Here is a 22080-nt window from a genome sequence, read left to right as displayed (position 1 = left end):
GATGTGCGGCATGCTCGCCTTCGCCCCCGCAGCCCTCCTGTTTGTCTTCTTCTGTGCGAGTGTGCGGGAGGACCGGCGGCGCTTTCGCAACGCGGTCCTCCTGGGTCTCACCTTCATCAGCCTGGCGATGGCCCTGCTCTTCCAACTCACGCACCTCCCCGACACGCTCGCCAAGGTCGTCGCGGTCGCGGTGTTCCTGCTGCCCGCCGTCGGGGTCGTCGCCCTCGCCTGCTTCCTCGTCGCCAACGGGGTGACCATGGTCCGCAAGGAGGGCCGCAGCCCGGGCAACCTGCTGTCCCTGCTGGCCGGCCTGGCGATCTTCGCGGTGCTCGCGCTGGCGGTCGTCGCGATGGCGAGCGGCTCGACCAGGGTGGCCGGGATGACCGCCATGGTGATCATGATCGCGGTCTACGTCTCGTTCCTCTTCGTCTGCTTCCTCGCCTACGCCTACCTCTACGGCCGGATCCGGGTGCGCGGCGACGTCGACTACGTGGTGATGCTCGGCTCCGGCCTCGTCTGCGGGGACCGGGTCCCCCCGCTGCTGGCCTCCCGGTTGCGCAAGGGCATGCGGATCTACGTGGCCCAGTGCGCACGGGGCGGCACGGCCCCGCTGCTGCTCCCCTCGGGGGGCAAGGGATCGAACGAGAAGGTCGCGGAGGCCCGGGCGATGGCCGACTGGCTGATCGCGGAGGGCGTGCCGGCGGACCACGTCGTGCTGGAGGACCGCTCCCGCACGACGGAGGAGAACCTCACCTTCAGCAGGACCATCATGGAAGAGGGGAAGGCGGACTACCGCTGTGTGGTGGTCACCAACAACTTCCACGCCTTCCGCGCGGCCATGATGGCCCGCAAGGTCGGCGTCAACGGCCAGGTGCTGGGATCGCCGACGGCCGCCTACTTCTGGCCGAGCGCCACGATCCGCGAGTTCGTCGCGGTGTTCGTGGAGCACAAGGGGGTCAACCTGACCGTCTGCGGCACGCTGTTCGCCTTCGGGGTCCTGCTGACGCTGCTGGCCGGCTAGCAGGAGGCCGCCGCGGCCGTTTTCGGGGCAGCGACCGGGCCGACGTGCGTTCATGGGGATGTCGCCGCACGATGGGGGCCAGGGGGGCATCGGAGGAGGTACGCGATGGACAGTGAATCGGACCAGCGGCCCAGCCGCCCGGCCCACCTCTACACCGGGGCGGAGCGCCCGTTCGACCCTGAGGACCTTGTGATGGCGCGCGGCCAGGAGCCGACTCCGGAGCGGCTCGAAAAGGCGCGTCAGATGATCGAAAAGGAGGGTCCGGCGGCGCTGGAGCGTTACCTTCCGTAGCGCGCGCCTCCCGACCGGGCGCCGCCACCCGTCCCGACCCGCTCGCGACGCGTCGGGCGGCGCCCGCGTCTTCCGCACCGCCGTCACCATCGGCGTCAGCCTGGACGGGTTCATCGCCCGCCGGACGGCGGCATCGAGTGGCTCACCGGCCGCGGCGAGGAGGCCGGGGGACGACCTGCCTGCCGCCCCGCCCGTCCCCCGAGGTGACGAGCGCAACACGATCGTCACCGCCCTGCGCACACACCCGTTCCGCAGGGCGGGACGGGCGCCGGACCCGCGTTTCCAAGGACGGACCGCGCCACCACCCACGCATCGTGCGTAATGGGGCAAATCCTCCCCCTGTTCGTGGTGCGCAATTCGAAGCGGGTCCGCGGCGGGCCCCGTAAGCTCCCGTCATGCAGGTGATCCAGTCAACGAAACTCGCCAATGTCTGCTACGAGATCCGCGGGCCCGTGCTCGAAGAGGCCATGCGGCTCGAAGCGGCAGGTCATCGCATCCTCAAGCTCAACACCGGCAACCCCGCGGCCTTCGGCTTCGACTGCCCGCCGGAGATCCTTGAGGACATGCTCCGCAACCTGGGCAACGCCCACGGATACGGGGACGCGAAGGGGCTGCTCTCCGCGCGGCGCGCGGTCGTGCAGCACTACCAGACCAAGGGCATCGAGCTGGACGTCGAGGACGTCTACCTCGGCAACGGCGTCTCCGAGCTGATCCAGATGTCGATGCAGGCGTTGCTCGACGACGGCGACGAGGTGCTGGTCCCCGCACCGGACTACCCGCTCTGGACCGCCTCGGTCAGCCTGGCCGGCGGCACCGCCGTCCACTACCGCTGCGACGAGCAGGCCGACTGGATGCCCGACCTCGCGGACATCGAGCGGAAGATCACCGACCGCACCCGCGCACTCGTGATCATCAACCCGAACAACCCCACCGGCGCCGTCTACGACGACGAGATGCTGCGCGGGCTCACGGACATCGCGCGCCGCCACAACCTCGTCGTCTGCTCGGACGAGATCTACGACCGGATCCTGTACGACGGCGCCACGCACACGAACACCGCCGCCATCGCGCCGGACCTGCTGACCCTGACCTTCAACGGGCTCTCCAAGAACTACCGCGTCGCCGGCTTCCGGGCCGGCTGGATGGCGGTCTGCGGCCCCAAGCAGCACGCCTCGTCGTACATCGAGGGCCTGACGATCCTGGCGAACATGCGGCTGTGCGCCAACATGCCCTCGCAGCACGCCGTCGCCACCGCCCTCGGCGGCCGGCAGTCGATCGTCGACCTGGTCCTGCCCGGCGGACGGCTGCTGGAGCAGCGCGACACCGCGTACGACCTGCTGACGCGGATCCCCGGCATCAGTTGCGTGAAGCCGAAGGGCGCCCTGTACCTCTTCCCGCGGTTGGACCCGTCGGTCTACAAGATCAAGGACGACCGGCAGATGGTCCTCGACCTGCTGCGATCCGAGAAGATCATGGTGGTGCACGGTACGGGCTTCAACTGGCCGGAGCCCGACCACTTCCGCATCGTGACGCTGCCGAACGCCAAGGACCTGGCGGACGCGGTGACGCGGATCGGCACCTTCCTCGACGGCTACAGCCAGCCGTAGGCGCCGGGCGGCCGGCCGGCGCCCACCGATCGACCGGATCGAGACCGGATCGAGCACAACTTTAGAACCAATCCAATGTAGGATGGCTTCCTGACCACGCAGGAGGCCTCCTCATGTACGAGCCGATCCGCACCAAGTCGGTCGTCCACCGCATGGACGGCGGCCGGGACTACCCGCACAGCAGCCGCGGCGAAGCGCTGGACATCCAGCTCGCCGGGCACCTCTCGGCGCTGCTCGCCGTCACCGACGACCTCGGACTCGACGGGGCCGGCGACCGCATCGCCGAGCAGGTCACCCGGCTGCGCGGCGCCCGCCCCGCCCGACTGCGCCGGCCGCGGGCGGAGAACACCGCCGCGCTCCACCAACGCGCGCACGACCTCGCCGCCCGCGCCCTGCTCGTCGCCGCGTCCCGCGCCGACACCACCGCCGCGATCCTCGCCGCCGAGCGGATGGACGCGCACGCCGCCGCCCTGCGCTCCGCCGACGCGGACCTGGCCGGCGCCCACTGACGGCCCCGGTCCGGGGCCGCGGAGGCTCCGGACCGGGTGCCATGTACCCGCGCGATCAGAGCGCCGGGGCGCGCGGCGGACCACTCACGGCGTGCCCGCCGAGGGCGTGGGGCCGAACTCCGCCCCCGCCACCCCGCACCACGGCACCTTCGCCGCCGGCCACACCGGGCCCACCACCTCGGCGTGTTCCGTCGCCCCCGAAGCCACCCCGGGAATCCTGGCCAGCGCCTGGGCCGCACGACCGCCCGGCTCCGGCTCGGCGCTCTCGCGGAACTCCACCGTGACCAGGTACGCGCTCACGCCCGGGACCCGGCCCGTGACGTCGACCCCGGCCACCACCCGGCGGCCCACCGGATCGACGCGGCACGAGGTGACCCGCACGTCGTCGACCGCCGCCCCCGGCGGGACCTCCGGCGGCTCGGCCGACCCCTCGCCGCTGGCCCACACGTACAGGCCCAGCGGAGCGAACACCAGCATCCCGGCCAGCACCACCAGACCGACCAGCCAGCCCTGCCACTTCAACGCGCTCACGCCCATGGCACGATCCTCCCGGCAGCCCGCCCCTCCCACCAGCACCCACGGGCCCACACAGCATTTCGAAGCGGGACCGCACGGACGTCGGCCGTTCACTCGACGCGGTCGCCCGACGGGCCGAAACGCGTGACGGCGGACCTCCGTTTGCAGGAGGTCCGCCGTCAGCAGACGCACACGACATGCCTCGGGGAGCGCGAACGCTCCTGACGACGGTCACGTGCTGCGGTGGGAACCGCTTGGTCGGGGGCTCCCACGTTCTCGGGCCCCGGACGGGGCGGGCGGGTCAGCCCAGGCGCTCGACGAGCGCGTGGTACTGGTCCCACAGTTCCTTCGGCGTGTGGTCGCCGTAGGTGTTCAGGTGCTCGGGGACCAGCGCGGCCTCGTCGCGCCAGATCTCCTTGTCGACCGTGAGGAGGAAGTCCAGGTCGGCGGCCGGCAGGTCCAGGCCGTCGGTGTCGAGGGAGGCCACGGTCGGCAGGACGCCGATCGGGGTCTCGACGCCCTCGGCGGTGCCGTCGAGGCGCTCGACGATCCACTTCAGGACACGGCTGTTCTCGCCGAAGCCCGGCCACACGAACTTGCCCGCGTCGTTCTTGCGGAACCAGTTCACGTAGTAGATCTTCGGGAGCTTCGCCTGGTCCTTGCCCTTGGCCACGTCGACCCAGTGGCCCATGTAGTCGCCCATGTTGTAGCCGCAGAACGGCAGCATGGCGAAGGGGTCGCGGCGCAGCTCGCCGACCTTGCCCTCGGCGGCGGCGGTCTTCTCGGAGGCGATGTTCGAGCCGATGAAGACGCCGTGGTTCCAGTCGAAGGACTCGGTGACCAGCGGCACGGCGGAGGCGCGGCGGCCACCGAACAGGATCGCGGAGATCGGGACGCCCTTGGGGTCCTCCCACTCGGGGGCGATCGTCGGGCACTGGGAGGCGGGAACGGCGAACCGGGCGTTGGGGTGGGCCGCCGGGGTCTCGCTGTCCGGGGTCCAGTCGTTGCCCTTCCAGTCGATCAGGTGGGCGGGCGACGTCTCGGTCATGCCCTCCCACCAGACGTCGCCGTCGTCGGTGAGCGCGACGTTGGTGAAGACGGTGTTGGCGTACATCGTCTTCATGGCGTTGGCGTTGGTGTGCTCGCCGGTGCCGGGCGCGACGCCGAAGAAGCCTGCCTCGGGGTTGATCGCGTACAGGCGACCGTCCTCGCCGAAGCGCATCCAGGCGATGTCGTCGCCGACGGTCTCGACGGTCCAGCCGGGGATCGTGGGCTCCAGCATCGCGAGGTTCGTCTTGCCGCAGGCGGACGGGAAGGCGGCGGCGATGTACTTGGCCTCGCCCTGCGGCGGGGTGAGCTTGAGGATCAGCATGTGCTCGGCCAGCCAGCCCTCGTCGCGGGCCATGACGGACGCGATGCGCAGGGCGTAGCACTTCTTGCCGAGCAGGGCGTTGCCGCCGTAGCCCGAGCCGTAGGACCAGATCTCGCGGGTCTCCGGGAAGTGCGAGATGTACTTGGTGGTGTTGCAGGGCCACGGCACGTCGGCCTGGCCCTCGGCGAGCGGAGCGCCGAGGGTGTGGACGGCCTTGACGAAGAATCCGTCGGTGCCGAGCTCGTCGAGGACGGGCTGTCCCATGCGGGTCATGGTGCGCATGGCGACCGCGACGTAGGCGGAGTCGGTGATCTCGACGCCGATCGCGGAGAGTTCGGAGCCGAGGGGGCCCATGCAGAACGGGACGACGTACATCGTCCGGCCCTTCATGGAGCCGCGGAAGATGCCCTGCCCACCGTCCGTGCCGGTGAATAGGGCCTTCATCTCGGCCGGGGCCTTCCAGTGGTTGGTCGGGCCCGCGTCCTCCTCCTTCTCGGAGCAGATGAAGGTCCGGTCCTCGACGCGCGCGACGTCGGAGGGGTCGGAGGCGGCGTAGTACGAGTTCGGGCGCTTGGCCGGGTCGAGCTTCTTGAACGTGCCCTGGGCGACGAGCTCCTCGCACAGGCGCTCGTACTCGGCCTCGGATCCGTCACACCAGACGATCCGGTCCGGCTCGGTCAGGGCGGCGATCTCGTCGACCCAGGAGGTCAACGCCTTGTGCTGCGTCGGGTTGGAAGTGGGAGCCGCGTTGTCGCGCGCCACGATCGCTCCTTGTTGAGGGGTTTGTTGGTGTTTGCCCCGTGGGGGCTGCGACCCGGACGCTTCGCGCTCCGCTCATCCGGTGCCGACCGCACTCATCTGATCATCCGGTGCATGTGCGCATATGTCCAGGGGGCTTCTCACGTGAGCATCGCCACTCGCGTCAATCTTCCGTAAAGAGGACTGACGGAAACCTACGGACCCGTAGGTAGCATGTGGCCATGACTTCTGACGCCGCCGCCGCTCCGGCATCCGAGGCCGCCCCGGCCGATCCGGCCCACCCGGTCGTCGAGGCCGTAGAGGCCGTAGAGTCCGCCCTGGAACACAAGCCGCTGCTGCGCGGCTGGCTGCACCTGGGAATGTTCCCCGCCGTGATCGTCGCCGGCCTGGTGCTGATGGCCTTCACCGACTCGACCGAGGCGCGCGTCGCCTGCGGGGTCTACATCCTCACGGCCTGCCTGCTCTTCGGCGTCAGCGCGGTCTACCACCGCGGCACGTGGGGCCCCCGAGGCGAGGCGATCCTGCGACGGCTCGACCACGCCAACATCTTCCTGATCATCGCGGGCACCTACACCCCGCTGACCGTCCTGCTGCTCCCGCCCTCCACGGGGCGGACCCTGCTGTGGGCGGTGTGGATCGCCGCCGGCGCCGGCATCGCCTTCCGCGTGTTCTGGGTCGGCGCCCCGCGCTGGCTCTACACGCCCTGCTACATCGCGATGGGCTGGGCGGCCGTCTTCTTCCTCCCCGACTTCATGCGCACCGGCGGCATCGCCGTCCTCGTGCTGGTGATCGTCGGAGGGCTGCTCTACAGCGTGGGAGGGGTCATCTACGGCATGAAGCGCCCCAACCCCTCCCCCCGCTTCTTCGGGTTCCACGAGGTGTTCCACTCGCTGACGCTCGCGGCCTTCGTCGCCCACTACGTGGGCATCTCCCTCGCCGCCTACCAGCACTGACGGCTCCGGGCGGTCGGTCCGGTGGCGATGCCACCGGACACGACGCGGGACGCCACCGCGCCCCTCGGACTCAGGGGCGCGCGCCCGCCACCTGCTCGGCCAGTTCGGCCGGCTCGGTCGTGGGACGGGCGCAGACAAAATGCCGGCAGACGTACGCCGTCGGGAGGTCGTCCGTCAACGCGCGGTCGGCCAGCAGGGGGAACTCCGCCGGCCCGCCGTCCGCCGCCCGCGGCAGCCCGACCGCCACCACCGCGCCGGGAGCCGTCCCCAGCAACGCCGTCCGATGCAGCGCCGCCGTCGCCGGATCCTCCGGATGGCCCACCACGGCCACCTCGCGCGGGCCGTCCATCAGCGCCTCCGCGACCGCCAACCCGTGCCCGATGAAGCGCGGCACCCGCGGCCCGAGCGCCTGGACCACCCCGAGCGCCCGCTCGGCGGCCGTGCGGTGCGCCCGGGAACCCGACTGCGCGGCGTACGAGAGCAGCGCGCCGGCGGCGGCGGTCCAACCCGAGGGCGCCGCCGTGTCCGTCGGGTCCTGGGGACGGCGGATCAGCTTCTCGGCGTCGTGCGCGGTGTCGTACAACGAGCCGTCCTCGGCGGTGAACCGGTCCAGCACCAGGTCCACGAGGAAGCCCGCGAACTCCAGCCAGACCCCCTCGCCGGTCACCGAGGCCAGGGCCAGGAAGCCCTCCGCGACATCGCCGTAGTCCTCCAGGACCCCGGCGTTGGGGCCGACGATCCCGTCCTTGCTCGTACGGGCCAGGCGGGGCCCGGCCGTCGCGTCGAAGTGGACCCGCACCAGCAGGTCGGCCGCCTCGGTGGCGCGCTCGACGAGGTCGGGCCGCTCGAAGTACGCCCCGCACTCGGCGAGCGCCGCGATGGCCAGCCCGTTCCAGGCGGCCACCACCTTGTCGTCCCGGCCGGGCGCGGGCCGGCCGGACCGCGCCGCGAGCAGCCGGGCCTTGATGTCGGCGACCTTCGCCGCGTCCAGGGTCGGCCCGTCCTGCGGGAGTTGCAGCACGGACGTGCCGTGCTCGAAGGTCCCCTCCTCGGTCACCCCGAAGCAGGAGGCGGCCGCCTCCCCGTCCTCCTCGCCGAGCACCTCGCGCAACTGCGCGGGCGTCCAGGCGTAGTACGCGCCCTCCACGTGCCGGCCGGTCAGCGGGTCCTCGCTGTCGGCGTCGAGGGCGGAGGCGAAACCACCCTCGCGGGTACGCAGCTCCCGGACCATGAAGTCCGCGGTCTCCAACGCCACCCGGCGGGCGAGCTCCGACCCGGTGGAGCGCCACAGGTGGGCGTAGACCCGGCACAGCAGCGCGTTGTCGTAGAGCATCTTCTCGAAGTGCGGAACGACCCACTCCCGGTCGACCGAGTACCGGGCGAACCCGCCGCCCAACTGGTCGTAGATGCCGCCGCGGGCCATCGCCTCACAGGTGTCGGCGGCCATCTGCAGGGCCCCCTCGGACCCGGTCCGGGCGTGGTGGCGCAGCAGGAACTCCAGCACCATGGACGGCGGGAACTTCGGGGCGCCGCCGAACCCGCCGCGCGTGGCGTCGTACTCACGCGTCAGCGCGAGCAGCGCACGCGCGGCCTCCTCGGGGCCGGGAGCCTCGGCCTTGCCGTAGTCCAACTGCCTCTCGGACAGGTCCCGCGTGATGCGCGACGCGACCTCGGCGACCTCTTCGGGCCGGCCGACCCACGCGGTGCGCACGCCTTCGAGCACCTGGGTGAAGGACGGCATGCCGTGCCGGGGCTCGGGCGGGAAGTAGGTGCCGAAGTAGAACGGTTCGGCGTCGGCGTTGAGGAACACCGTCATGGGCCAGCCGCCCTGTCCCGTCGCGGCCTGTACGGCCTCCATGTAGACGGCGTCGATGTCGGGCCGCTCCTCGCGGTCCACCTTGACGTTGACGAAGTGCTCGTTCATGTAGGCGGCGGTCAGCTCGTCCTCGAAGGACTCGTGAGCCATGACATGACACCAGTGACACGCGGAATAACCGACCGAGAGCAGAACGGGCACATCGCGCCGCCGCGCCTCCTCGAAAGCCTCCGGCGCCCAGGGCCACCAATCGACCGGATTATCGGCGTGCTGAAGCAGATAGGGCGAGGTCACACCAGCCAACCGGTTCATGCGGCCCAGCCTCTCACAGCGGCCCGACCCCGCCGGTGAAGCCTGCGTGGGGCTTCCCCTCCCGGCCCATCAGCGCACGATGCTCTGTTCGGCCGGTCGACGCCACCATTCGGTGGACTTGAAGCATCCCATCAGCCAGTGCGCCTCGGCGGTGTCAAGAATGAGGGGGCCGATCGACGGGACGAGATCGAGGCGGAGCATCCGCTCCTGGATGCGTACAGGGTCCCAATCGAAGTCGTGATGAAGCAACACCGCGAACGGCTCCCCGCGCTTCTGCCAGAAGACCATGGGCTCGCCGCAGTCGTTCTCGAACGGTTTGACGATGTCGTTCGGCCCGAACTCCACGTCCGCCATGTCCGCCCACCTGCCGACGCCCTCTCGCTCCCAAGCAAGGTAGGTTCGCATCGCCTGCACGAAGGCTTCAGAGGTGGAATCATCCAGCACCGACGCCCGGCAGACGATCACGGACTTCATCGTCTTGCGCAGCGCCCTGGCTCGACGGAGCCGGCACGTGCAAGTCCTCTCCGTGATCATTCGCGCCGTCGATCTCTTGCACGATATGGCCGTGCCGCTCCAGCAGTGAGCGCACCTCGTTGACCGCCATGCGCCCAACACGCCGACTCTCAAGAACCTTTGGCATCTCGCCCCCCTCTGCACACGCGCTCAAGGTTAGGGCGGGGCACCGACACGTCATCAGAGAGGTCCCGGACCGCGGGCCCGTTCGGTCCGCCCCCGGTCCTCGGAGCGGCGGGACGGCCCCACCCCCGGCCGATCACCTGAGCAGCGGGGCCAGGGCGTGTTCCCAGGTGGCGCGGGTGGTGGGCCAGGTGGGGGTGCAGTCGCGGGTGCGGGCGGCGAGGTCGGGGTGGCGGTCGGGGGCCGCGCCGTGCAGGAGGCAGAGGTAGGCGGCGGCGCGGTCGGCCGGCGGGGCGTGTTCGTCCTCGTCGGGGTCGGTGTCCGGCTCCCGCGCCGCGAGGAGTTCGTACTCCTCGGCGGCGGTCCGCAGGGCGCGCTCCCCGTCCGGGCCCTCGCGGAGCAGCATCAGGGCCGCGAAGCGGTCGGCGGTGTTCTCCTCGTCGGGGTCGGGTCCGACGGGGAGTTCGAGGGCGTCGACGAGGGCGTGGGCCGCCTCGTGGTACACGCTCTCGGCGACGATGGCGCCGACCTTCTCGTCCGTCGTGAGGAGTTCCCGGTCCTCCGCCATGTCGTCGTAGCAGAGGTCGATGCGGTGCGCGGCGGGCTCGTAGGCGGTGCCCTCGCCCGCGCAGGAGCGGGCGAGGACGGTGACCCGGTCGGGGAGGTCGAGGTAGGCGTTCAGTCGGGTGACGGCCCGTTCGGCGTGTTTCCCGTCGCGCAGGAAGGCGGCCTCGCGTTCGTCGCCGGCGGCGGGGGCCTCGTACCGTACGGCGAATCCGCGCGGTGCGGGTGCGCAGCCGCCCGACAGCAGGGCCGTCGCGAGGGCGGCGCAGAGCGAGGCGGACAGTGCGGCGGGCAGGACACGGTGCCTTTCGGCGCGGCGGCTTTCGGCGCGGCGGCTTTCGGCGCGGCGGCTTTCGGCGCGGCGGCTTTCGGCGCGGCGGCTTTCGGCGCGGCGGCTTTCGGCGCGGCGGCTTTCGGCGGCGCGCGTCGGTGTCCCCGCCATCGTGCCGCCCCCCACCACACTGTCGGATGTTCGGATCAGCCTACTGATCTGTCCGGGAGGCGCGGCCGGGCGGCTCGCCCTATGCCCGGCCGTACATATATGCACGCCGTCGACCGAAGACGCGCCAACTCCCTCTGAACCGGTTCGGATTCCCTCGCGCTCGCGACCGTCCCGCAGGACACTTGGGGCACGTTGCCGGAGCGCTCTGAGGGGGATGCCGATGCGGGACAGTCATCGTGTGGAGGCCGAACGGCTTCTGGTGCGAGCCGTGGACGAGGAGGGGCGCCGGGCCGCTCCGGGGGCGCCGGTCGACAAGGCGGCCCTGCTGGCGCGCGGCCGGGAGTCCCTGGACACGCTCGCCGCGAGCGCCTCCGAGGAGTACGAGGCGTACGTGCGCGCCGTGGACGAGGCGGCGGCCGGGGACCAGTCGCTGGGCGAGGCGTTCCGGCGCGCGAACAGTTCGACGGCGTTGCTGGTCACGGCGGTCGGGGCGGTCGCGGCCGTCGGGGCGGACCTGGCCTTCGGCGTGGCGGCCGGTACGGCCTTCAGTACGGGTGTGGTCGTGGGCGTCGCGGGGGCGGCCACGACGGCGGTCAAGGTGACGGCGCTCCACCTGCCGGCGGCGAACCGGCGGGCCGGGGAGGCGGGCAGGCCGGGCGGTCCGGAGCAGTTGCGGCTGCAGTGGCTGTCGGCGCTGGAGGTGCGCGGGATCCGGCCCTTCCTGGAGCAGCAGCGTCTGGTGGCGACGGCGGTGCGCAATCCGCCGCGCGGCCGGTCGGGCGTCAATGGTGGCGCGGTCGGTCTCGTCAAGCAGACGACGGGCTCCGGTCCGGCGCTGCGCGGCACGGATCGCAGCGCGGAGGCGCGGCGGCGCAGTGTGCTGGAGCAGTCGTTCAATCAACTCCCGCGCACGGACGCGGGGTTCACCGGGCGCCGGGCGGAACTGACGCGTATCGCGCAGTGGGTGCAGGCGGCGCGGGCCAGTACCGAGACCCGGCCGGTGGTCGTGGTGGTGCACGGCGAGCCCGGTTCGGGGCGTACCGCGTTGGCGTTGCGGGCGGCGCACGCGCTGCGGGACCAGTTCCGCGGCGCGTGCGTGGTGGACCTGCGGGGCGGTTCCCCGCACAGCGATGCCGCGGAGGCCCCGCTGTCGACGCGGGAGGCGCTGTTGCACCTGCTGAACCGGCTGGGCGCCCCGCGCGAGCAGTTGTTGTTCCGTGAGGGCGCCTCGGCGGAGCAACAGGTGCGGCGGCTCGGGGAGTTGTACCACCAGCACCTCCAGGGGCTGCCGGTGACGGTCGTGGTGGACGACGCGGTGGACGCGGCGCAGGTCCGGATGCTGGTTCCGGAGCGGTCCGACAGTCTGGTGCTGGTGACGGCCCCCGGTCCGCTGGAGTTGCCCGCGGACCTGGCGGCGTGGGTGCACCAGCTTCCGCTGGGCCGCCTGTCGGAGCCGGAGGCGGCCGAGGTGCTGCGCGCCGGCGCGGAGGCGGCGGGCGGGCCCGCGTACGGGGAGGAGGCCGGGCGGGCGTTGTCGGGGCTGGGCGCGGGGCTGCCGTTGGCGCTGCGCGTGCTGGCTCCCCTGGGGGAGGTCGAGGCGGCCGGGGGCTCCGGCGGCACCCTGGAGCACGCGCTGGACCTGGCGTACGTAAGGCTGCCGGAGGAGCGGCGCCGGCTGTTGCGGCGTCTGACGCTGGCCGGGCGGGCCTCGCTCGGGCCGTCCGCGGCGGCGGCGCTGATCGACGCTGACCAGGTGGAGGCGGGGCGGCTGCTGCGCGAGCTGGCGCGGGCGGGCCTGCTGGACCCGGTGCGCGGGGAGCGGTACCGGATGCACGACGCGGTGCGCGCGTACGCGGCGGCGCGGTTGACGGCCGACGAGGACCGGGCGGAGGCGGCGGCGGCCCACGAGCGGCTGATCCGCAACTACGCGCAGCTCGCGGACTCGGTGATCCGGATGGTCGACGGAAAGATGTCCACCCGCGCCAACCACTTCGGCGGGCACGGCTTCGCCTCGTTGGACGCGGCGCTGCGCTGGCTGGACGACGAGTCGAGCTTCATCACGGCGGCGCTGCGGCACTCGCAGGACGTGGACCAGCAGGCGGTGCTGGACCTGCTGGGCGCGCTGTGCGACTTCTGTCTGCTGCGCGGGGACCTGTACCGCTTGGGCGAGATCAACGAGCTGACCCAGGCCGTGGAGGCGGGACAGCGGGGGGAACCGGGGCGGGGCGGTCGGATGGCCCGCTCGGTGCAGTGGCGCACGGGCATCGCCGCGCGCCAGCTCGGTGACCTGGACAAGGCCCGCACCACGTTGACCTCGGTCGTCGACCAGTACATGGAGGCCGAGCAGGAGGCGGGTGCGGCGATGGCCCTGGTGTCGCTGGGCATCACCCTGCACCACCAGGGCAACCTTCCGGAGGCCGCGTCCCGGCTGCGCGAGGCCCTGGCCCTCCAGGAGTCGCCGGAGCTGGCGGGTGACCGGGCGTGGGGGTTGCACGCGCTGGCGGCGGTGCAGCGGGACCGGGCGGAGCTCGGGGAGGCGCTGACGCTGCTGGAGCGGTCCATCGCCCTGCACCGGGAGAGCGAGAGCGTGCACGGGGAGGCGTGGGCGCACTTCCAGCTGGGGCAGGTGTACCTGCGGATGGGCGCCCCGGAGCGGGCGGAGCCGGAGCTGCGGCTGGCCCTGGAGATGTACGGGCGTACCCGCGACGACCGCGGCCAGGCCTGGGCGCTGACCCAGTTGGGGCGGGCGCGGGTCGTGGACGGGGATCCGGGTCCGGCGTTGGAGCGGTTGCGGGACGCGCTGGCCCGGCACCGGCTGGCGGAGGACGCGCGCGGTGAGGCGTGGACGCTGTACTACCTCGGGCAGGCGTTGGAGGAGGACGGCGAGCGGGACAAGGCGGTGCGGGAGCTGGAGCGGGCCCGGACGATGTTCTCCCGGATGCGGGACGTGTACGGGCTGGCGCACGCCCGCCACCACTCGGGCCGGGTGACGCGCGACCAGCGGGCGGCGCAGACGGGGAACCTGCGGAACTCCGGTTTCGCCCGCCAGCTGCTGGTGGACGCGCGGGCGGACTTCCGGCGGATCGGGCTGGCCCACGGGGAGGGCTGGACCTGCCTGGAGCTGGCGATCGTGGACGCGGGCAACGCGCGGGTCCCGCAGGCGCTGGGGCTGTGCGAGGAGGCGGCCCGGCTGTTCGCCTCGTACGGGGACCTGCGCGGCGAGGACTGGGCGCGTTTCCTGCGCTGCACGATGCTGCCGTACGCGGTCCCGTCGGTCCCGGGCGCCTCGGACGAGGCGCGGGCGGAGCTGGTGCGGCTGACGACCGCCCCGCACCCGTTGCGTGACCGGCGGCTGGAGGACTGCCTGGAGACGTACGGGGTGATCCTGGGGCGGGGCGTGGATCCGGCGGAGGGCTGGCAGGCGTGGCGGCTGGGCATGGTCCCGAACCTGCGGTCGCGCGAGGTCATGGGGGTGCCGGTGGTGCCGGTCTCCTGACGGCCCGGGGCGGGGCCCGCCGGATCCCGGCGCCCGCCGTGATCGTGCACGCGTGCGTACCGCCGCTCCACCCCGTCGGACGGGGTGGGGCGGCGGTCTCGCGTGTGCGTCCGACGCCCGCGCCGGGCCTCGGGCGGGCCCGGCAGGTTCGGGACGAGGTGGCCCGGGGGCCTACGGGGCCCGCGTGCCGTCCGTCGTCGTGCCCTTGGCCGCCGGCTCGGGGGCTTCCTTGAAGTCCACCCGGCCCATGTGCCTGCTCATCGACTTCATCAGGCCCCACACCCCGAGGGCGAGGGCCGCGAACACGATGAAACCGAGGATTCCCGGAGTCACCTTGTTCTTGTCGAAGGTGTCGCCGGCCAGCGGGAGGAGCTGGACGATTGCTTCCTGCGTAGCGCTCATGACTACGCATTCTCCCGGATGCCCGCGAAGAGGTCGGACTCGGGGAGGGAAGTGTCCACCGTCGACTTCGCCAGCTCGTACTCCTCGGTCGGCCAGACCTCCTTCTGGATCTCCATCGGAACGCGGAACCAGCCGCCGTCCGGGTCGATCTGCGTGGCGTGCGCGATCAGCGCCTTGTCGCGGATCTCGAAGAAGTCCGCGCAGGGAACGTGCGTGGTCAGCGTGCGTTCGGTGCGCTCGAACTCCTTCCAGCGCTCCAGCCACTCCCCGTAGGGGGACTCCAGGCCGCGGGCGAGCAGCGCCTCGTGCAGGGCGACGGTGCGCGGCTTGTTGAAGCCCTGGTTGTAGTAGAGCTTCTGCGGCTGGTAGGCCGGGCCGAACTCGGCCTCCGGGTACTTCTCGGTGTCCGCCGCGCCCTCGAAGGCCACCATGGAGATCTGGTGGGTCATGATGTGGTCGGGGTGCGGGTACCCGCCGTTCTCGTCGTACGTGGTGACGACCTGCGGCCGGAAGGCGCGGATCTTCTTCACCAGGCGGCCGGCGGCCTCGTCGACGTCGGCGAGCGCGAAGCAGCCCTCGGGCAGGGGCGGCAGCGGGTCGCCCTCGGGCAGGCCGGAGTCGACGTAGCCGAGCCACTCCTGCTCGACGCCGAGGATCTCGCGCGCCTCGTCCATCTCCTTGGCGCGGACCTCGTGGATGTGCTCCTCGATGTACTTGTCCCCCTGGAGCTTGGGGTTCAGGACGGAGCCGCGCTCACCACCGGTGCAGGTCACCACCAGCACGGGCACCCCTTCGGACACGTACTTGGCCATGGTGGCCGCGCCCTTGCTCGACTCGTCGTCGGGGTGGGCGTGGACGGCCATCAGTCGAAGCTGCTCGGTCAAGACAGGATCCTCTGGTACTCGTCTGGCAAAAGGGAGGGGGCGGTGGGCGCCTTCCATAGTCACTCCTCCCCTCAACAAACGGAGACGAGGGAGATTCCCGGCACACTCGTCCCGGGGGGCGAGGCTCCGCACGCGGTGCCCGTGTACATGCGGTCCGACCAAGGTAATGCGTGCCCGGCCCGCCCTTCGCCGTTTTTCCGGGCCCTCGGATTCCGCTTCGACCGGCCCCTGATTCCGCCCCGGGGCGGGGGGCGTGACATCCTCCGGTTACGGTGACCGGACCGGAGGAGCGCGGCTTCCCGGCCCTCGCGAAAGGAACGATCGATGAGCACGGTGCGCGAAGGACTGCCCGAGGGTCGCTACGGCCGGTCGGCGGACGAGCGCGCGGACCGGAAGCTCAAGATCGTCGGGTCCGTGCTCGGGGTCGGTCTGCTGGGCGTGGTCGGCTGGATCGGCTGGGACTACGTCGGCGGGCAGACCGTCAGCGCCGAGGTGATCAAGTTCCAGATCGTGTCGGCCGGCGAGGTCAAGGTGCATCTGGAGGTCCGCAAGGACGCCGGGGTCACCGGGGTCTGCACCCTCAGTTCCCAGGACGAGGGGCACGGCGAGGTGGGCCGCGCCGACTTCACGTTCGGGCAGCGGGACGCGCGCGTGGACGAGGTCGTCTCGCTGAAGACCACCGGGCGCGCGACGACGGTCGAGCTGGTCGGCTGCCAGGCCGCCGGCGCCACCTCGTAGGCCGTCCCTTCCGGATCCTGCCTTCCGGGATCGCGCGGGGTCGCGCACCCCGGGGCAACGGTCCCCGCCACCGACCGGTACTGACCGTTCCCGACCGGTGGCGCCCATTACGGATCGGTAGCGCGCCACGCCCGGGAAGATTGCCCTCGCATCCCGCACCAGGCGTGTGACCTGCGACTCCACCCGGCCCGGCGACGCGCGATGACACACTTCATACACAGGGTGTCCTCCCCCTTTTCTTCCCGAATTGTTAGGCTCGTGGTTTCGTCCGCCGCTGGCGGCTTTGAAGTCCCCTGTACCGACGAGGAGCACCCGTGACCCAGACGAGCGAGAGCGTCACCTGGCTGACCCAGGCGGCGTACGACCAGCTGAAGGCAGAGCTGGACTACCTCTCTGGTCCCGCACGCACGGAGATCGCGACGAAGATCGCAGCTGCCCGTGAAGAGGGCGACCTGCGTGAGAACGGCGGTTACCACGCGGCCAAGGAGGAGCAGGGCAAGCAGGAGCTCCGGGTCCGCCAGCTGACCCAGCTCCTGGAGAACGCGAAGGTCGGCACCGCCCCCGCCTCCGACGGCGTGGTCGCCCCCGGCACCCTCGTCAAGATCGCCTTCGACGGCGACGAGGACGACACCATGGAGTTCCTGCTGGCCTCGCGCGAGTACGCGTCCTCGGACTTCGAGACCTACTCCCCGCAGTCCCCGCTGGGCACCGGCGTGATGGGCAAGAAGATCGGCGAGGACGCCTCGTACGAGCTGCCGAACGGCAAGACGGCGGCCGTCAAGATCCTCGACGTCAAGCCCTTCACCGGCTGAGCACCCGCGCACGTCGAGAGCCCCCGCCCGGATCCGATCCGGGCGGGGGCTCTCGCGTGACCGGACTCCTCCCGCACGGGTTCTCGCCGGCGGATCGGGGTCGGCCGCCCGGCCTCGCGCCCGACGACGGGCCCCGGGGTGGGATCGCACCAGAACGCGAACGGCCTGCCCCGCCGCCTTTTCCCAGGGCGCCGAACCACCACGTGTGGCGACGCAGACCGGAAGCCGGGCCGCGCCCTTCACTGTCGGAATCAGGCCCGAAACGTGGCCGGATTCGCATCACGAACGTCCGCACATGGCGAGTAGCTTCTCTCGTGCTCGACCGAACGAGGCGAACACCCCCACCGCGAATGAGCGAGGAGCGAATTGTGAAGGGCGTATTCCGATTGGCGGGAACCGCAGCCGCGGCCGTCGCGCTTGTTCTCACCAGTGCGCTGACGGCCCAGGCGGACGCGCAGGCATCGGGCACGGTGAAGGCCCCCTACGCGAGCGGCGGGAAAGTCGTCGGCTCGGCCAACCTCAACGGCCCCAACGCCCCGACCAAATTCTGCGTCACCCTACTGGCGGCGCACCCTTACACCCCCGACGTCGCGATCTCCACGACCTGCAAGACGATCTCCGCCGGAAAAGTGACGACGAAGGCGGCGATTCCGCCGTGCGGCAAGTACGCCACCTTGGCGAGCGCGACGGTGAACGGACGCATCACCTTCTACAAGAAGTCCGGGTACACGCTCTTCTGCTCGTGAGAACGCGCGGGCGGCGGCGGGTCAGGCGTCCACCCGGCGGTACTTGCGGACCGCCAGCGTGCGGAAAACGGCGATGATCACCACTGACCAGATGATCGAGGCCCACACGGGATGCTGCATCGGCCAGGCGCCGGTCACCGACAGCGGAACCCCGTCGATCGTGTTGCCGAACAGCCCGCGCGACGCCGCCACCGTGGCACTGAACGGGTTCCACTCGGCGACGTACTGGAGGAACCTCGGCATGCCGTTGACCGGGACGAACGCGATGGAGATGAAGGTCAGCGGGAACAGCCAGATCAGACCGCCCGAGGTCGCCGCCTCCGGCGTCCGCACGGTCAGGCCGATGAGGGCGCCGATCCAGGTGAACGCGTAGCCGAGCAGCAGGAGCAGGGCGAACCCTCCCAGCACCTTGCCGATGTTCTCGTGCGTACGCCAGCCGACGATCAGGGCCACGCCCGCCAGCACGGTCAGCGTCACCGCCGTCTGCACGAGGTCGGCGAGGGTGCGGCCCGTGAGCACGGCGCCGCGTGCCATCGGCAACGAGCGGAACCGGTCGATGAGCCCCTTGTGCATGTCGTCGGCGATGCCGGCGCCCGCGCCCGCCGTGGCGAAGGTGACGGTCTGCGCGAAGATGCCGGCCATGAGGAATTCCTTGTAGGCACTCGCGCTGCCCGCGGGCGCCCCCGGAACGTTGATGGACCCGCCGAAGACGTACGTGAAGAGGACCACGAACATCACCGGCTGGATGAGCCCGAACAGGATCATCTCGGGAATCCTGCTCATCCGCAGAAGGTTGCGATGCGCGATGACCAGGGAGTCGGTCGTGCCGCTCACTGCACCTGCTCCTTCCGCGCCGTGTCGCCCTCGGGCTCGGCGTCGGCCGTGGCCGCGGCGCCGTCCGGGGCGCCGCTCCCCCGGTCCCGCTCCGCCGCGTGGCCGGTCAGCGAGATGAACACGTCGTCGAGCGTGGGCCGGCGCAGCCCGATGTCGTCGATCTCGATGCCCCGGCCGTCGAGTTCGCGGATGATCTCGGCGAGCAGCTTGGCCCCGCCGGACACCGGAACGGTGAGCCTGCGGGTGTGTTCCTCGACGGTGGCCTCGCCCTTGCCGAAACCGGCGAGCACCCCGCGCGCCGTGGCGAGGTGGTCCCTCTCGTGGACGACGACCTCCACCCGCTCGCCGCCGGTACGGGCCTTGAGCTGGTCGGAGGTGCCGCGCGCGATGACCCTGCCCCGGTCGACGACGCAGATGTCGTGGGCGAGGTGATCGGCCTCCTCCAGGTACTGGGTGGTGAGCAGCAGGGTGGTGCCCCCCGCCACGAGTTCCCGGATGATGCCCCACAGTTGCTGCCGGTTGCGGGGGTCGAGTCCGGTGGTCGGCTCGTCCATGAACATCACGGGCGGGCTGACGACGAGCGCCGCCGCGAGGTCGAGGCGCCTGCGCATGCCGCCGGAGTAGGTCTTGGCCGTCCGGTCGGCGGCCTCGGCGAGGTTGAAGCGCTCCAGCAGTTCGGCCGCGCGGGCCTTCGCCGCCTTGGAGTTCATCTGGTGGAGCCGGCCGACCATGTGGAGGTTCTCGCGGCCGGTGAGGTACTCGTCCACCGCCGCGAACTGGCCCGAGAGACCGATGGAGCGGCGGACCTGGTCGGGGTTCTCGAGTACGTCGAATCCCGCGACGAGGGCTCTGCCGCTGTCGGGCCGCAGGAGGGTGGTCAGAACGCGCACGGCCGTGGTCTTCCCCGCGCCGTTCGGGCCGAGGAGGCCCAGGACGGTCCCTTCGGGAACATCGAGGTCCACGCCGTCCAGAGCCCTTACGTCACCGAAGGTCTTCACCAGGCCTTCGGCGTAGATGGCGCCCGGCATAAGGATTCTCCCAGAGCGAATCGGGTGTTTCCCAGGCAAATCTTATGGGCGGGACACGCGCTCCGCCCGGCTTCGCGAAGACTCGAACCGCCCGGTTCCGGGTGCGCGCGAGCCGAGCCGATACGGTATCGCGTCATATCGCGTACCGCCATGGGGCGGGGGTTCCGTTCGGATGTGCGAGGCCCCGCGCGTCCCGCCCCGATCGGGGACCCGCCGCGGCTGCCGACTCGACGACGCCCCGCCCCGCCCTCGGCCCGTGCCCCACCGCCCTCAGCTCATGACCGTGTACCCCGCGGCGTGCAACGACCGCGCGACCTGGGCGCAGTGCTCGGGCCCCTTGGTCTCCAGGTGCAGTTCCACCTCCACCTCGGTGAGTCCCAGCCGAGGGTCGGTCCGGACGTGGCTGACGTCCAACACGTTCGCGTCCACCGTCGACAACACCCCGAGCAGACCGGCCAGCGCTCCGGGCCGGTCGCTCACGCGCAACCGCAGCGAGAGGTAGCGGCCGGCCGCCGCCATGCCGTGCCGCAGGATCCGCTGGAGGAGCAGCGGATCGACGTTCCCGCCGGACAGGACGGCCACGACCGGGCCGCCGCCGTACAGTTCGGGCTCGCTCAGCAGTGCGGCGACCGGACTGCACCCGGCCGGCTCGACCACGAGCTTGGCCCGCTCCAGACAGAGCAGCAGGGCGCTGGAGAGCGCGTCCTCCGACACCGTGCGGACGTCGTCGAGGAGTTCACCGATGATCTTGAAGGGAACGTCGCCGGGGCGACCGACCTTGATGCCGTCCGCCATCGTGTTCGGATGGTCGATCGAGACCGGGTGCCCGACCTTGAGCGAGGGCGGGTACGCGGCGGCGCCCGCCGCCTGCACGCCGATGACCTTCACGTCGGGCCGCAGCGCCTTCACCGCGACGGCGACGCCGGCGGCGAGCCCGCCCCCGCCGATGCCGACGAGGATCGTGCGCACCTCGGGGCACTGTTCCAGGATCTCCAGGCCGACCGTGCCCTGACCCGCGATGATGTCGCGGTGGTCGAAGGGGTGGATGAACACCGCCCCGGTGCGGTCGGCGTGTTCCTGGGCGGCGGCGAGGGTCTCGTCGACCACCTGCCCGTGCATGATCACCTCGGCGCCGTACTCCTGGGTCGCCGCCACCTTCGGCAGCGGCGCCCCCACCGGCATGAACACCGTGGAACGCACGCCCAGGAGCGACGAGGCCAGCGCGACGCCCTGCGCGTGGTTGCCGGCGCTGGCCGCGACCACACCGGCGGCGCGCTGCTCGGGGCGCAGGCCAGCGATGCGCACGTACGCCCCGCGCAGCTTGAAGGAACCGGTCCGCTGGAGGTTCTCGCACTTGAGGTGGACCGGCGATCCGGTCAGCGCGGAGAGGTGCCGACTGCCTTCCATCGCGGTGACCCGCGAGACGCCCGACAGCATCTTCTGGGCCCCCCGGACGTCGTCGAGGATGACCTGGGGGACGGGCGTGGGCACGCGGTAGTTCATGTGGCCAGTCTCGCAGCCCGCACGGATCGGGGCGCAGGACGTCGAACCCGTGAGACGGGGCTCGCGCAAGGGGGGCCGGCCGCCGGTGCGAGGGGCTCTCCGACCTCGGCCGGCCGGCGGTGCGAGCCGCACGCCGTCCGACCAGGGGCGGGATCACGCCAATCGCGACGGCGCCCGCATTCCGTCCGGCGATGGTCGTATGAGTTCTCGTACGAGGCGTACGAGCCGCCGCACGGCCGCGTACTCTGTCCCCCATCCTTGTCGGACCCACGCGAAGAGAGCCCACGGCCATGCCCTCCATCCCGGCCAGTTCCGACCTGCCCACGGTGGCCGAAACGCCCGCCGAAGCCGGTCTCCTCGACGCGCTCCAGCACCAGGTGGCGGTCTTCGCCCGCCGGGCGGAGCAGACCCGCCTCGGCGGAGTCGGTCAGGCCCGCAACTCGATGGACCGAGCCGCCTACCTGCTGCTGAACCGACTCGACCTGGAAGGCCCGATGGGCGTGAAGGCGCTCGCCGGCGGCATGGGCATCGACTCGTCGACCGTGACCCGCCAGGTGGCCCCGCTCGTCGACGGCGGCCTGGTCAAGCGGACCTCGCACCCCGAGGACGGCCGGGCCGTGGTGCTCGCGCTGTCCCCGCGCGGGCTGGCACGGCTGGAGGAGGTCCGGTCCTCGCGGCGCGAGCTGATGGCCCGGGTGACCGACGGCTGGACGGAGGAGGAGCGCGAGTCCTTCACCGGGCTGCTGACGCGTTTCAACCTGTCGCTGTCGGAGCTGATGGCCTCCGTCGCCGACGCGGGCCCCGCTTCCTGAACCCCGCCGCCGCCCGGTCCCCGGGCC

Annotated in this window: 21 protein-coding genes; 10 read left to right on the top strand and 11 right to left on the bottom strand. The window is 71.6% G+C overall.

Going from position 1 to position 22080, the window contains the following annotated elements; translation table 11 throughout:
• Positions 1–10: 10 nt before the first annotated feature.
• The 4 genes from ACQEVM_RS05665 to ACQEVM_RS05650 all read left to right on the top strand — a co-directional run bounded on the left by ACQEVM_RS05665 (position 11) and on the right by ACQEVM_RS05650 (position 3428).
• Positions 11–1021, top strand: coding sequence for a YdcF family protein (locus ACQEVM_RS05665; protein WP_433075686.1), 1011 nt, complete (start codon positions 11–13; stop codon positions 1019–1021).
• 105 nt (positions 1022–1126) lie between these two features.
• Positions 1127–1312 (top strand): hypothetical protein, encoded by a 186-nt coding sequence (locus ACQEVM_RS05660; protein WP_053682191.1) that lies wholly within the window; start codon positions 1127–1129, stop codon positions 1310–1312.
• A gap of 395 nt (positions 1313–1707) precedes the next feature.
• On the top strand, positions 1708–2919 hold the full coding sequence (locus tag ACQEVM_RS05655; protein WP_433075684.1) for a pyridoxal phosphate-dependent aminotransferase: 1212 nt from the start codon (positions 1708–1710) through the stop codon (positions 2917–2919).
• A 113-nt stretch (positions 2920–3032) separates the two neighbouring features.
• Entirely contained in the window at positions 3033–3428 is a 396-nt protein-coding gene (locus ACQEVM_RS05650; RefSeq protein ID WP_433075682.1) for a hypothetical protein, read from the top strand.
• Between the two features lie 84 nt (positions 3429–3512).
• Here ACQEVM_RS05650 and ACQEVM_RS05645 read toward each other — a convergent pair whose 3' ends face one another.
• On the bottom strand, positions 3513–3959 hold the full coding sequence (locus tag ACQEVM_RS05645) for a hypothetical protein (protein WP_433075680.1): 447 nt from the start codon (positions 3957–3959) through the stop codon (positions 3513–3515).
• Positions 3960–4245: 286 nt separating this feature from the next.
• A complete protein-coding gene (locus ACQEVM_RS05640) occupies positions 4246–6078 on the bottom strand; it encodes a phosphoenolpyruvate carboxykinase (GTP) (protein ID WP_053682158.1) in 1833 nt (610 codons plus the stop codon).
• Positions 6079–6296: 218 nt separating this feature from the next.
• Between ACQEVM_RS05640 and trhA the strand changes: the two genes are divergently transcribed.
• Complete coding sequence (gene trhA, locus ACQEVM_RS05635; RefSeq protein WP_351384017.1) at positions 6297–7028, top strand: PAQR family membrane homeostasis protein TrhA; 732 nt, start codon at positions 6297–6299, stop codon at positions 7026–7028.
• A gap of 70 nt (positions 7029–7098) precedes the next feature.
• Here trhA and ACQEVM_RS05630 read toward each other — a convergent pair whose 3' ends face one another.
• The 4 genes from ACQEVM_RS05630 to ACQEVM_RS05615 form a co-directional block, all read right to left on the bottom strand.
• A complete protein-coding gene (locus ACQEVM_RS05630) occupies positions 7099–9156 on the bottom strand; it encodes a thioredoxin domain-containing protein (RefSeq protein WP_433075677.1) in 2058 nt (685 codons plus the stop codon).
• A gap of 69 nt (positions 9157–9225) precedes the next feature.
• Entirely contained in the window at positions 9226–9621 is a 396-nt protein-coding gene (locus ACQEVM_RS05625; RefSeq protein ID WP_433075675.1) for a hypothetical protein, read from the bottom strand.
• On the bottom strand, positions 9590–9760 hold the full coding sequence (locus ACQEVM_RS05620; protein ID WP_433075673.1) for a hypothetical protein: 171 nt from the start codon (positions 9758–9760) through the stop codon (positions 9590–9592). Before ACQEVM_RS05620 ends, ACQEVM_RS05625 begins: the two co-directional genes overlap by 32 nt.
• Before the next feature lie 168 nt (positions 9761–9928).
• Entirely contained in the window at positions 9929–10798 is an 870-nt protein-coding gene (locus tag ACQEVM_RS05615) for a DUF4344 domain-containing metallopeptidase (RefSeq protein ID WP_433075671.1), read from the bottom strand.
• A 220-nt stretch (positions 10799–11018) separates the two neighbouring features.
• Between ACQEVM_RS05615 and ACQEVM_RS05610 the strand changes: the two genes are divergently transcribed.
• Positions 11019–14294, top strand: a complete 3276-nt coding sequence (locus ACQEVM_RS05610) for a tetratricopeptide repeat protein (RefSeq protein WP_433075669.1) — start codon at positions 11019–11021, stop codon at positions 14292–14294.
• A 171-nt stretch (positions 14295–14465) separates the two neighbouring features.
• Here ACQEVM_RS05610 and ACQEVM_RS05605 read toward each other — a convergent pair whose 3' ends face one another.
• A complete protein-coding gene (locus tag ACQEVM_RS05605) occupies positions 14466–14696 on the bottom strand; it encodes a hypothetical protein (RefSeq protein WP_433075667.1) in 231 nt (76 codons plus the stop codon).
• 2 nt (positions 14697–14698) lie between these two features.
• The gene (mca, locus tag ACQEVM_RS05600) at positions 14699–15580 is read right to left on the bottom strand and encodes a mycothiol conjugate amidase Mca (protein ID WP_433075665.1); all 882 of its coding nucleotides are present in this window, start codon (positions 15578–15580) and stop codon (positions 14699–14701) included.
• Positions 15581–15904: 324 nt separating this feature from the next.
• Between mca and ACQEVM_RS05595 the strand changes: the two genes are divergently transcribed.
• The 3 genes from ACQEVM_RS05595 (at position 15905) to ACQEVM_RS05585 (ending at position 17876) form a co-directional block, all read left to right on the top strand.
• Positions 15905–16318 (top strand): DUF4307 domain-containing protein, encoded by a 414-nt coding sequence (locus tag ACQEVM_RS05595; protein ID WP_433075663.1) that lies wholly within the window; start codon positions 15905–15907, stop codon positions 16316–16318.
• A gap of 314 nt (positions 16319–16632) precedes the next feature.
• Positions 16633–17130: a transcription elongation factor GreA gene (gene greA / locus ACQEVM_RS05590; protein WP_053682166.1), complete on the top strand. Its 498-nt coding sequence runs from the start codon at positions 16633–16635 to the stop codon at positions 17128–17130.
• A gap of 350 nt (positions 17131–17480) precedes the next feature.
• On the top strand, positions 17481–17876 hold the full coding sequence (locus tag ACQEVM_RS05585; RefSeq protein ID WP_433075661.1) for a hypothetical protein: 396 nt from the start codon (positions 17481–17483) through the stop codon (positions 17874–17876).
• A gap of 21 nt (positions 17877–17897) precedes the next feature.
• Here ACQEVM_RS05585 and ACQEVM_RS05580 read toward each other — a convergent pair whose 3' ends face one another.
• From ACQEVM_RS05580 to ilvA, 3 genes are all read right to left on the bottom strand, one after another.
• Complete coding sequence (locus ACQEVM_RS05580; protein ID WP_433075659.1) at positions 17898–18710, bottom strand: ABC transporter permease; 813 nt, start codon at positions 18708–18710, stop codon at positions 17898–17900.
• Complete coding sequence (locus ACQEVM_RS05575; protein WP_433075657.1) at positions 18707–19738, bottom strand: ATP-binding cassette domain-containing protein; 1032 nt, start codon at positions 19736–19738, stop codon at positions 18707–18709. Before ACQEVM_RS05575 ends, ACQEVM_RS05580 begins: the two co-directional genes overlap by 4 nt.
• 270 nt (positions 19739–20008) lie before the next feature.
• On the bottom strand, positions 20009–21241 hold the full coding sequence (ilvA, locus tag ACQEVM_RS05570) for a threonine ammonia-lyase (protein ID WP_433075655.1): 1233 nt from the start codon (positions 21239–21241) through the stop codon (positions 20009–20011).
• 290 nt (positions 21242–21531) lie between these two features.
• On the opposite strand from ilvA, the gene ACQEVM_RS05565 reads away from it, so the two are divergent.
• Positions 21532–22053, top strand: a complete 522-nt coding sequence (locus tag ACQEVM_RS05565) for a MarR family winged helix-turn-helix transcriptional regulator (protein ID WP_267802403.1) — start codon at positions 21532–21534, stop codon at positions 22051–22053.
• The last annotated feature ends 27 nt before the right edge of the window (positions 22054–22080 follow it).

The sequence above is a fragment of the Streptomyces sp. CA-243310 genome, from assembly GCF_050936775.1.
Lineage (GTDB): Bacteria > Actinomycetota > Actinomycetes > Streptomycetales > Streptomycetaceae > Streptomyces.
This window is presented reverse-complemented; position numbering and strand designations above follow the sequence as displayed.

What these genes read in the sequence shown, in the direction of transcription:
- ACQEVM_RS05665 (WP_433075686.1), top strand. Translation starts at nt 11, where the DNA reads ATGCTCGCCTTCGCCCCCGCAGCCCTCCTGTTTGTCTTCTTCTGTGCG.
- ACQEVM_RS05660 (WP_053682191.1), top strand. Translation starts at nt 1,127, where the DNA reads ATGGACAGTGAATCGGACCAGCGGCCCAGCCGCCCGGCCCACCTCTAC.
- ACQEVM_RS05655 (WP_433075684.1), top strand. Translation starts at nt 1,708, where the DNA reads ATGCAGGTGATCCAGTCAACGAAACTCGCCAATGTCTGCTACGAGATC.
- ACQEVM_RS05650 (WP_433075682.1), top strand. Translation starts at nt 3,033, where the DNA reads ATGTACGAGCCGATCCGCACCAAGTCGGTCGTCCACCGCATGGACGGC.
- trhA (WP_351384017.1), top strand. Translation starts at nt 6,297, where the DNA reads ATGACTTCTGACGCCGCCGCCGCTCCGGCATCCGAGGCCGCCCCGGCC.
- ACQEVM_RS05630 (WP_433075677.1), bottom strand. Translation starts at nt 9,156, where the DNA reads ATGAACCGGTTGGCTGGTGTGACCTCGCCCTATCTGCTTCAGCACGCC.
- ACQEVM_RS05620 (WP_433075673.1), bottom strand. Translation starts at nt 9,760, where the DNA reads ATGGCGGTCAACGAGGTGCGCTCACTGCTGGAGCGGCACGGCCATATC.
- ACQEVM_RS05615 (WP_433075671.1), bottom strand. Translation starts at nt 10,798, where the DNA reads ATGGCGGGGACACCGACGCGCGCCGCCGAAAGCCGCCGCGCCGAAAGC.
- ACQEVM_RS05610 (WP_433075669.1), top strand. Translation starts at nt 11,019, where the DNA reads ATGCGGGACAGTCATCGTGTGGAGGCCGAACGGCTTCTGGTGCGAGCC.
- ACQEVM_RS05605 (WP_433075667.1), bottom strand. Translation starts at nt 14,696, where the DNA reads ATGAGCGCTACGCAGGAAGCAATCGTCCAGCTCCTCCCGCTGGCCGGC.
- ACQEVM_RS05595 (WP_433075663.1), top strand. Translation starts at nt 15,905, where the DNA reads ATGAGCACGGTGCGCGAAGGACTGCCCGAGGGTCGCTACGGCCGGTCG.
- ACQEVM_RS05585 (WP_433075661.1), top strand. Translation starts at nt 17,481, where the DNA reads ATGAGCGAGGAGCGAATTGTGAAGGGCGTATTCCGATTGGCGGGAACC.
- ACQEVM_RS05575 (WP_433075657.1), bottom strand. Translation starts at nt 19,738, where the DNA reads ATGCCGGGCGCCATCTACGCCGAAGGCCTGGTGAAGACCTTCGGTGAC.
- ilvA (WP_433075655.1), bottom strand. Translation starts at nt 21,241, where the DNA reads ATGAACTACCGCGTGCCCACGCCCGTCCCCCAGGTCATCCTCGACGAC.
- ACQEVM_RS05565 (WP_267802403.1), top strand. Translation starts at nt 21,532, where the DNA reads ATGCCCTCCATCCCGGCCAGTTCCGACCTGCCCACGGTGGCCGAAACG.